General features: G+C 52.1%; 7 protein-coding genes and 1 pseudogene. 3 read left to right on the forward strand and 5 right to left on the reverse strand.

What is annotated here, in order from left to right:
• Positions 1–62: 62 nt before the first annotated feature.
• The 5 genes from QZ279_RS01600 to QZ279_RS01620 form a co-directional block, all read right to left on the reverse strand.
• On the reverse strand, positions 63–803 hold the full coding sequence (locus QZ279_RS01600; protein ID WP_293447142.1) for a sugar phosphate isomerase/epimerase: 741 nt from the start codon (positions 801–803) through the stop codon (positions 63–65).
• A 51-nt stretch (positions 804–854) separates the two neighbouring features.
• Complete coding sequence (locus QZ279_RS01605) at positions 855–1,934, reverse strand: ABC transporter ATP-binding protein (protein WP_293447143.1); 1,080 nt, start codon at positions 1,932–1,934, stop codon at positions 855–857.
• Positions 1,935–1,941: 7 nt separating this feature from the next.
• Positions 1,942–2,847: a carbohydrate ABC transporter permease gene (locus QZ279_RS01610; protein ID WP_293447145.1), complete on the reverse strand. Its 906-nt coding sequence runs from the start codon at positions 2,845–2,847 to the stop codon at positions 1,942–1,944.
• Positions 2,840–3,733, reverse strand: coding sequence for a sugar ABC transporter permease (locus tag QZ279_RS01615; protein ID WP_293447146.1), 894 nt, complete (start codon positions 3,731–3,733; stop codon positions 2,840–2,842). Before QZ279_RS01615 ends, QZ279_RS01610 begins: the two co-directional genes overlap by 8 nt.
• A gap of 96 nt (positions 3,734–3,829) precedes the next feature.
• Complete coding sequence (locus tag QZ279_RS01620; protein ID WP_293447147.1) at positions 3,830–5,056, reverse strand: ABC transporter substrate-binding protein; 1,227 nt, start codon at positions 5,054–5,056, stop codon at positions 3,830–3,832.
• A gap of 188 nt (positions 5,057–5,244) precedes the next feature.
• Here QZ279_RS01620 and QZ279_RS01625 point away from each other — a divergent pair, with 188 nt between their 5' ends.
• The 3 genes and pseudogenes from QZ279_RS01625 to QZ279_RS01635 all read left to right on the forward strand — a co-directional run.
• Entirely contained in the window at positions 5,245–6,297 is a 1,053-nt protein-coding gene (locus QZ279_RS01625) for a LacI family transcriptional regulator (RefSeq protein ID WP_293447149.1), read from the forward strand.
• A gap of 17 nt (positions 6,298–6,314) precedes the next feature.
• Positions 6,315–7,370 (forward strand): sugar phosphate isomerase/epimerase, encoded by a 1,056-nt coding sequence (locus tag QZ279_RS01630; RefSeq protein WP_293447150.1) that lies wholly within the window; start codon positions 6,315–6,317, stop codon positions 7,368–7,370.
• Positions 7,367–7,535 (forward strand): annotated as a pseudogene (locus QZ279_RS01635) (gfo/Idh/MocA family oxidoreductase); the annotation flags it as partial. The gene QZ279_RS01630 and the pseudogene QZ279_RS01635, both read left to right, overlap by 4 nt.

The raw sequence follows: 7,535 nt of genomic DNA on the forward strand, positions 1-7,535 counted from the left end.
GAGGCCGAAATGTTGCCGCACCCAATGATGCCTACACCGAAATCTTTCATGTCGTGTCTTCCTTAGAATAACTGAACGCTTGCCAGCGAGCGTGTCGCCATGCGGACGTGGTCGTTGGGATTGTCATGTTCGACAACGTAGCGAGCCACGCCTGCGCTATCCATCGCAGGTTTGATTGCTTTCCAATCCATCACTCCATGACCAACATCGGCCCAACCGCCTTCATCAGCGCATTCGCCCTTTGGGGCTACGTCTTTCACATGTGCTGCGATGATGCGCCCTTTATACTTTTCCAGCCATTCCACTGGGTCAAGTCCGGCCACATGGATCCACGCCAGGTCAAGTTCGAATTTGATGTCAGCAGAAGCTTCAGCAATCAGATCAAGCGGGATATGACCGTCGACCGGAACGAATTCGAAATCGTGATTGTGCCATGCAAAGTCCAACCCTGTCGCGATAATTGGTTTGCTCATCTTGACCAGTCGTGCAGTAAAATCAGCCCAACCCGACATCGTCGTTGGACGTTCGGAGGGCGGAATGAAAGGCGCAATGACGCAAGAAATACCCAGAGTCTTTGCTATTCCGATGACCTTTTGGGGGTCGTCCTCGATCAAATCAGGGGCAAAATGGCCGGTCGGCATGGTTATGCCATAGCGTTCAAGGCGGGCCTTGGTTGCAACCAAGTCTTCGTAATGCGGGCCTACGCCTTCGACTTCTTTATAGCCCGCCTCGGCAAGCATCTCGAAAGTTTCGTTCGCGTCCCAGTTGCGCGAGGAGTAGAGTTGGTAAGAGATTGTAAGCATGATTATTCTTTCATTGCTGTGGTGATCGCATCGTACTCGGATCGATACAGTTCAAAGGCGCAATTCGGTGTTTGCATCAAACAACGACGCTCTAGTGGGCGCGAAACCGAGGCGCAGTTTTTCCCCTACACTTACCCGTGATTGACCGTCCATCCGAACACGGAAATGGTGACCTGCTACTTCGCAGTCGACCAGCGTGTCCGAGCCTGTTGGCTCGATCAGGTTGACTTCAACATTGACCTGGAAAGGTGCGCTCTCAACCAGTTCGCCTGTCACCACATGTTCGGGGCGAATGCCCATGGTTGCGGGTCCATCTGTGGCGCTGGCGTCAACAAACTCATATCCATCCAGCGGGATCGAAAGATCGCCTACCTCAAACGTGCCATTCTCGACGTGACCATCGAGGAAATTCATCGATGGTGAACCGATAAAGTCTGCGACGTATTTGTTGATCGGCCGGCCATAAATTTCGGCCGGTGAGCCAAGTTGCATGATTTGACCTCCGCGCATGATGGCGATGCGATCCGCCAGCGTCATCGCTTCAATCTGGTCATGGGTCACATAGATCATTGTGTTCTGAAGCTTATGATGCAGGCGCTTGATCTCAACCCGAAGGTCCGCGCGCAACTTGGCATCAAGGTTCGATAGCGGCTCATCAAACAAGAACACGTCCACGTCGCGCACCAAGGCGCGGCCAATAGCGACCCGCTGGCGTTGTCCTCCTGAAAGTGCCGCAGGTTTGCGTTTCAACAGGGGCTCGATTTGCAGCACTTCGGAGGCCTGTTTGATCCGCTTCGCAATTTCAGGCTTGGGCAGCTTGGCGTTTTTCAAACCAAACGAAAGGTTTCCCTCAACGGTCATCTGGGGGTAGAGCGCGTAGGATTGGAAAACCATACCAATACCGCGATCCGACGGTTCCGCCCATGTGACATTGCGGTCATTGATATGGATCTGACCACCGGACACATCCAAAAGCCCTGCAATACAGTTCAACAATGTCGACTTCCCGCATCCCGAGGACCCGAGTAGAACAAGAAATTCCCCTTTACCAATGTCCAGATTAAGGTCTTGTAACACCTTCACTGAACCAAACTGCAAGTCGAGATTTTTGATTTCAACTGAATTTTTCATGATCTTTTCAACCCTTAACCGCGCCGGCAGCAATGCCACGAACGAATAGCCTTCCGGAAACGAAATAGATGGAGAGCGGCACCAGTCCTGTCAGGATCGTAGCGGCCATGTTGACATTGTATTCCTTCACGCCCTGCGTGGAGTTTACGATGTTGTTGAGCGACACCGTCATCGGGTAGTTGTCTGGGCTTGTGTAGACGACACCAAACAGGAAGTCGTTCCAGATACCTGTGACTTGCAAAATCACCGCGACGGTAAAGATTGGCAAAGACATAGGAACCATGATCTTGGTGTAGATTGCCCAGAACCCTGCCCCATCCACCCGCGCGGCTTTGAACAATTCCTCAGGAAGTGAGGTGAAATAGTTGCGAAACAATAGGGTCAAGATCGGCATACCAAAGACCGTATGCACAAGGACCAACCCACCGAGAGAGCCATAAAGCCCGATTTCGCGCAGCATGATCACAATCGGATAGAGCATCACTTGATAGGGAATGAACGCGCCAAAAATCAGGATTGTGAAAAACGCGTCCGCGCCTTTGAATTTCCAGTTCGACAGCGCGTACCCATTCACAGATGCGATAATGATCGACAAGATCACCGAGGGAATGGTGATCTGCACTGAGTTCCAGAACCCTGTGCTCAACCCGTTACATGTCAGACCTGTGCAGGCCTGCGACCAAGCCTTGACCCACGGTTGAAACGTCACCTCAAGAGGTGGCGAAAAAATATTCCCAAGACGGATTTCAGGCATACCTTTCAAGGATGTAACGAACATCACATAGAGCGGCAGCGCGTAAAACAATGTAATCGTGATAAGCGTGCCATAGAGGAAAATGTTGCGCCGCGAAAACGACTTGCGCGGTTTTGGTCCTTGCGGACCGGTTAGGGGTGTCAGCGATGTATCAGTCACGGTGCTTCGAGCCTCCAAATTCAAGAATTGTCCAAGGGATGACAATTAGCGCCACTGTCACCAGCATCATGGTCGAGGCGGCAAAGCCCTGCCCTAGGTTGTTGGCTTGAAACATCATGTCGTAGACGTATTTCGCGGGAACTTCGGTCGAGATACCGGGACCACCGCCAGTTTGTGCGACGATCAAATCGTAGATTTTGACGATTCCGGTAACGACAATGACTAACGTGGTTACGAACACTGGCCGCATCATCGGGATGATAATGAAAATGTAGGCTTTCCACGTCGGGATGCCGTCCACACGTGATGCCTTCCACACGTCTTGGTCAATGCCGCGCAATCCAGCGAGCATCAGAACCATGACAAGCCCACTGCCTTGCCAAATTCCAGCAATCAAGACGCCATAAATCGCGATGTCAGCATTGTACAGTGGGTCAAAGGTAAAACTCTTCCAACCCCATCCACGCACGACATTTTGCACACCAAACTCAGGATTTAAGATCCATTGCCACACCAGCCCCGTCACCACAAAGCTCAGCGCGTAAGGGTACAAGATGACTGTGCGAATTGTGTCCTCAAATCGGATCTTTTGATCGATAAGGGCGGCAAGGATGAACCCGATTACGAAAACCAAGACCAACATACATAGCCCGTAAATCGCAAGGTTCTCGATTGCGACAAGCCATTTTCGTGTGGCCCATAAGCGTTCGTACTGATCCAGCCCAACCCATTGCAGGCGCGGCAGTAGACCAGACTTCGTAAAGCTATAAACGACTGTCCAAATCGTACCACCTACAAAGACAAAAAGCGCGGTCACAATCATCGGGATCGCTGCAATTTTCGAGGATTTGTTGCGGAACAATTGGTTCGGGCGTGTCGATGACATGATCTTCTTCCCCCATGCGGCGCGCATCCCAATTAGCTGAGACGAACACCAAAGTATGGCCAGCCCACACTTTTTGCGGACCGGCCTCGTAGCAGATTACTCGGCAGTTGCGATAATGTTCACAAACTGAGCCTGTGCATCTTCGATTGTGATCGAAGCGTCGGCAAAGAACTCGATGAACAACGTGCTGATCTGTTCTGCCGTGTCAGGTGTTATCAACTGCGCCGTGTCAGGCAAAATTGCACCATCAGCCAACAAGGCCAAACCCTTCTGCATGCAATCATTCGCAGTCGACAAATCGATGTCGCCGCGCACTGGCAAGGATCCCTTAGCAAGGTTGAATGCAACCTGTGTGGCTGGTCGCAGCATCAGTGCCGCCAGTTCCGATTGCGCTGCAGTTTGTGCGTCATCAGACAAGACTGGGAAATAGAACGCGTCGCCACCAGTGCTCAAAAGCTCGGTAACTCCGAGGCCCGGCAGACAGCTATAGTCCTTGCCTGCAACTTGTTCAGCAATTGCGAACTCGCCTTGCGCCCAATCGCCCATGATTTGACCGCCCGCTTGGCCAGTAATCACAAGATTGGTAGCGTCATTCCAATTTTGCACTTTGGAATTAGTTGCCATTTCACGGGCATCAGCGGCGGCTGCAAAAACACGCGCAACATCTGCACTAGCTGCAACGTCGGCGTCTTTACCGTCATACACAGACAAAAACACATCGTTTGGAACCAGCGCAGCGAACAATACGTTGAACAATCCGCGTTGCTGCCAGCCCTGCTGACCCAATGCGAGCGGAAGTTTGCCGGCCTCAGTCAACGCCGGAGCAGAAGCAACGTATTCATCCCAATTTGTTGGAACTTCGAGGCCCGCGTCCGCATATGCCGCATGCGACAACCAGAGCCACTGCCAAGAATGGATATTTACAGGCGCGCAATAAATGCGACCTTCAACTGTGCAGGAATCCAGCAAAGATGATGGGTTCACAATGTCGGCCCAACCTTCTGCCTGTGCAATGTCTGTGATGTCGCGCAATAGGCCCGCTTCGATCAGCTCTTCTGCTTGACGGCCGTGATTGAACTGAAATGCGCCCATAGGATCGCCACCAGTCAAGCGGCTGACCATAACAGCGCGCGCAGCGTCGCCACCCGCAATTGCAGCGTCTTTCCAAGTGTTCCCAGTCGCGTCAAACGCCTTGGCCAATTCACCAACAGCAGCGGCTTCGCCACCTGATGTCCACCAGTGCATCACTTCAAGGTCTTCGGCGAAAGCGCTGGATGCCGCGACAATCGCTGTGGCGGTCAGAAGTTTGGTTGTCAGTTTCACGATGATTCCTCCAAATCTGTATCGATACAGTTTTTACTACATCGTTACAGTTTACGCTTGCAAGTCCTTTTTGATGGTCGCATATAAAGTTACGTCGCCGCCCTACCCGCAAAAGCTTGTGCGAAAAATTGCCATTCTAGGATTGTGTCAGTTAAGTATTCTCAAGAACGGTAGAAGGAAAAGCTGCCATGAAACCAGTCGCGGCCGAAGTTGCCAAATTGAACGGGGACGAGCTGCGAAGCTTGGTCAACCCTGACGAAAGGCCGACCCTGAAAACAATTTCGCGGATTAGCGGTCTGGCTGTTACGACCGTGTCACGCGCGATGCGAAATGGTGCAGATATCGGGGCCGACACCAAAGAACTGGTGGCACGTATCGCAAATGCTATTGGCTATGTTCCAAACCGCGCCGGACTGCGGCTGCGAACAGGCCGCACCAATGTGATCACATTGCTCGTTCCCGCAGAAGGGGACGTGTTGAACAATGCGTCCAAACTGACCAGCACAATTGCCAAAGAGCTGCGCGGCACACAATTTCATCTTAACGTTATGCCGTGGTTTCCGGACGAAGATTCGATGCGGCCTATCAAATACATTGTCGAAACACACTCCGCTGACGCAGTCATTTTCAACATGACTGAACCTGCCGATGAACGCGTCGCATACCTGTTGGAAAAGCAGTTTCCTTTCGTGACCCACGGGCGCACGCAATGGGCAGAACAGCATGCATATTATGACTACGACAACACAGCATTTATCCGAGTGTCATTGAGTAAATTAGGCCGCCGCGGGCGCAAAAACATCCTCGCAATCTTGCCACCTCGCAACCAGAACTATTCCCAAGATATGGTGCGCGGCCTGCGACAAGAAAGCGCGCAATCTGGAATCAAATACCGCATTTCGCAAAACGTCGACAGCGATCGACCTTCTGATGACATCCAGCATTGGGTGACACGCAGATTGGACCAGTCGCCCGAGATTGATGCGGTGCTTTGCACATCGTCCAAGGCCGCAATCGCCGCCATTGTTGCCATAGAAAAACATGGGCGAAAGCTGGGCGAAGACATCGATGTCTACGGCAAAGAAGTCATTCCCATCCTCAAGATGTTTCGTGAAAACATCCTTGTTGAGATGGAAGATGTCGGCCTAGCTGGGCGGTTCTTAGCAAAAGCGGCGATCCAACAATTGCAGGACCCCGATCTGCCCTTGATGCAGCATTTGGAAATTCCGACAGACAACTGATAACATTGGAGAACGTCATGGTAACTCAGATCAAAGGACCGGGGCTGTTTCTTGCTCAATTTGCCGATGCGGATGCTCCTTTCAACTCGTTAAGTAACATCGTGCAATGGGCCGCTGGGCTCGGCTATAAGGGCGTGCAAATCCCTACGTTTGATGCCCGACTTTTTGATCTCGAAAAAGCGGCGGACAGTCAGACGTATTGCGATGAGGTCAAAGGCATCTGTGCTGACGCTGGTGTTGAGATCACAGAACTTTCTACACATCTTCAGGGCCAACTCGTCGCGGTGAACCCTGTCTATGACGACGCTTTCGATGCGTTCGCCCCGGCTCATTTACATGGCAATCCTGCTGGGCGAAAAGAATGGGCGATTGACCAGATGATGAAGGCTGCCATCGCGTCTGAGCGGCTCGGGCTATCTCATACAGTTAGTTTCACAGGCTCGTTGGCCTTTCCGTTTTTGTACCCATGGCCACAGCGGCCTGCTGGACTGGTGGAAGAAGCATTCGCCGAACTAGGTCGGCGATGGACTCCGATTTTGAACCACTACAAAGATAACGGACAAGATATCGGGTTCGAAATCCACCCCGGCGAGGACGTCTTTGATGGCGCAACATTCGAGATGTTTGTGGATGCCTGCGAGGGGCATGATGCTGCAATGATCAATTACGACCCCTCGCACTTCTTGCTCCAACAGCTCGATTATCTTCAATTTATCGATCTGTATCACGACCGCATTAACGCTTTTCACGTAAAGGATGCTGAATTTAATCCAAGCGGTCGCCAAGGGGTCTATTCTGGGTATCAAAACTGGACAGATCGAGCAGGCCGTTTTCGTTCCTTAGGCGATGGGCAAGTTGATTTTGCGGGAATTTTCTCGAGGCTGACCCAATATGGCTATGACAGCTGGGCCGTTCTGGAATGGGAATGTTGTTTGAAATCGCCCGAACAAGGCGCAGCCGAAGGCGCGCCTTTTATCGCCAATCAACTGATCGAAGTAACAGGAAAAGCGTTTGATGACTTCGCTAGTGGCGAACGTAATGATGCGCAGCTCAAGCGGATGTTGGGCCTATGACTCCGTTAAAACTTGGCATGGTCGGTGGCGGTCAGGGGGCCTTTATCGGTGGTGTGCACCGCATTGCTGCCCGTTTGGATGGAAAATGGGCACTGGTCGCAGGGGCACTTTCGTCTAATCCCGACCGCGCGGCCACATCAGCGGCGGATCTCGGTATCGCTCCTG

It is taken from the genome of Planktotalea sp. (genome assembly GCF_018607965.1).
Lineage (GTDB): Bacteria > Pseudomonadota > Alphaproteobacteria > Rhodobacterales > Rhodobacteraceae > Planktotalea.

Coding starts and splice junctions, on each gene's coding strand:
- QZ279_RS01600 (WP_293447142.1), bottom strand. CDS start 803: ATGCTTACAATCTCTTACCAACTCTACTCCTCGCGCAACTGGGACGCG.
- QZ279_RS01605 (WP_293447143.1), bottom strand. CDS start 1,934: ATGAAAAATTCAGTTGAAATCAAAAATCTCGACTTGCAGTTTGGTTCA.
- QZ279_RS01615 (WP_293447146.1), bottom strand. CDS start 3,733: ATGTCATCGACACGCCCGAACCAATTGTTCCGCAACAAATCCTCGAAA.
- QZ279_RS01625 (WP_293447149.1), top strand. CDS start 5,245: ATGAAACCAGTCGCGGCCGAAGTTGCCAAATTGAACGGGGACGAGCTG.
- QZ279_RS01630 (WP_293447150.1), top strand. CDS start 6,315: ATGGTAACTCAGATCAAAGGACCGGGGCTGTTTCTTGCTCAATTTGCC.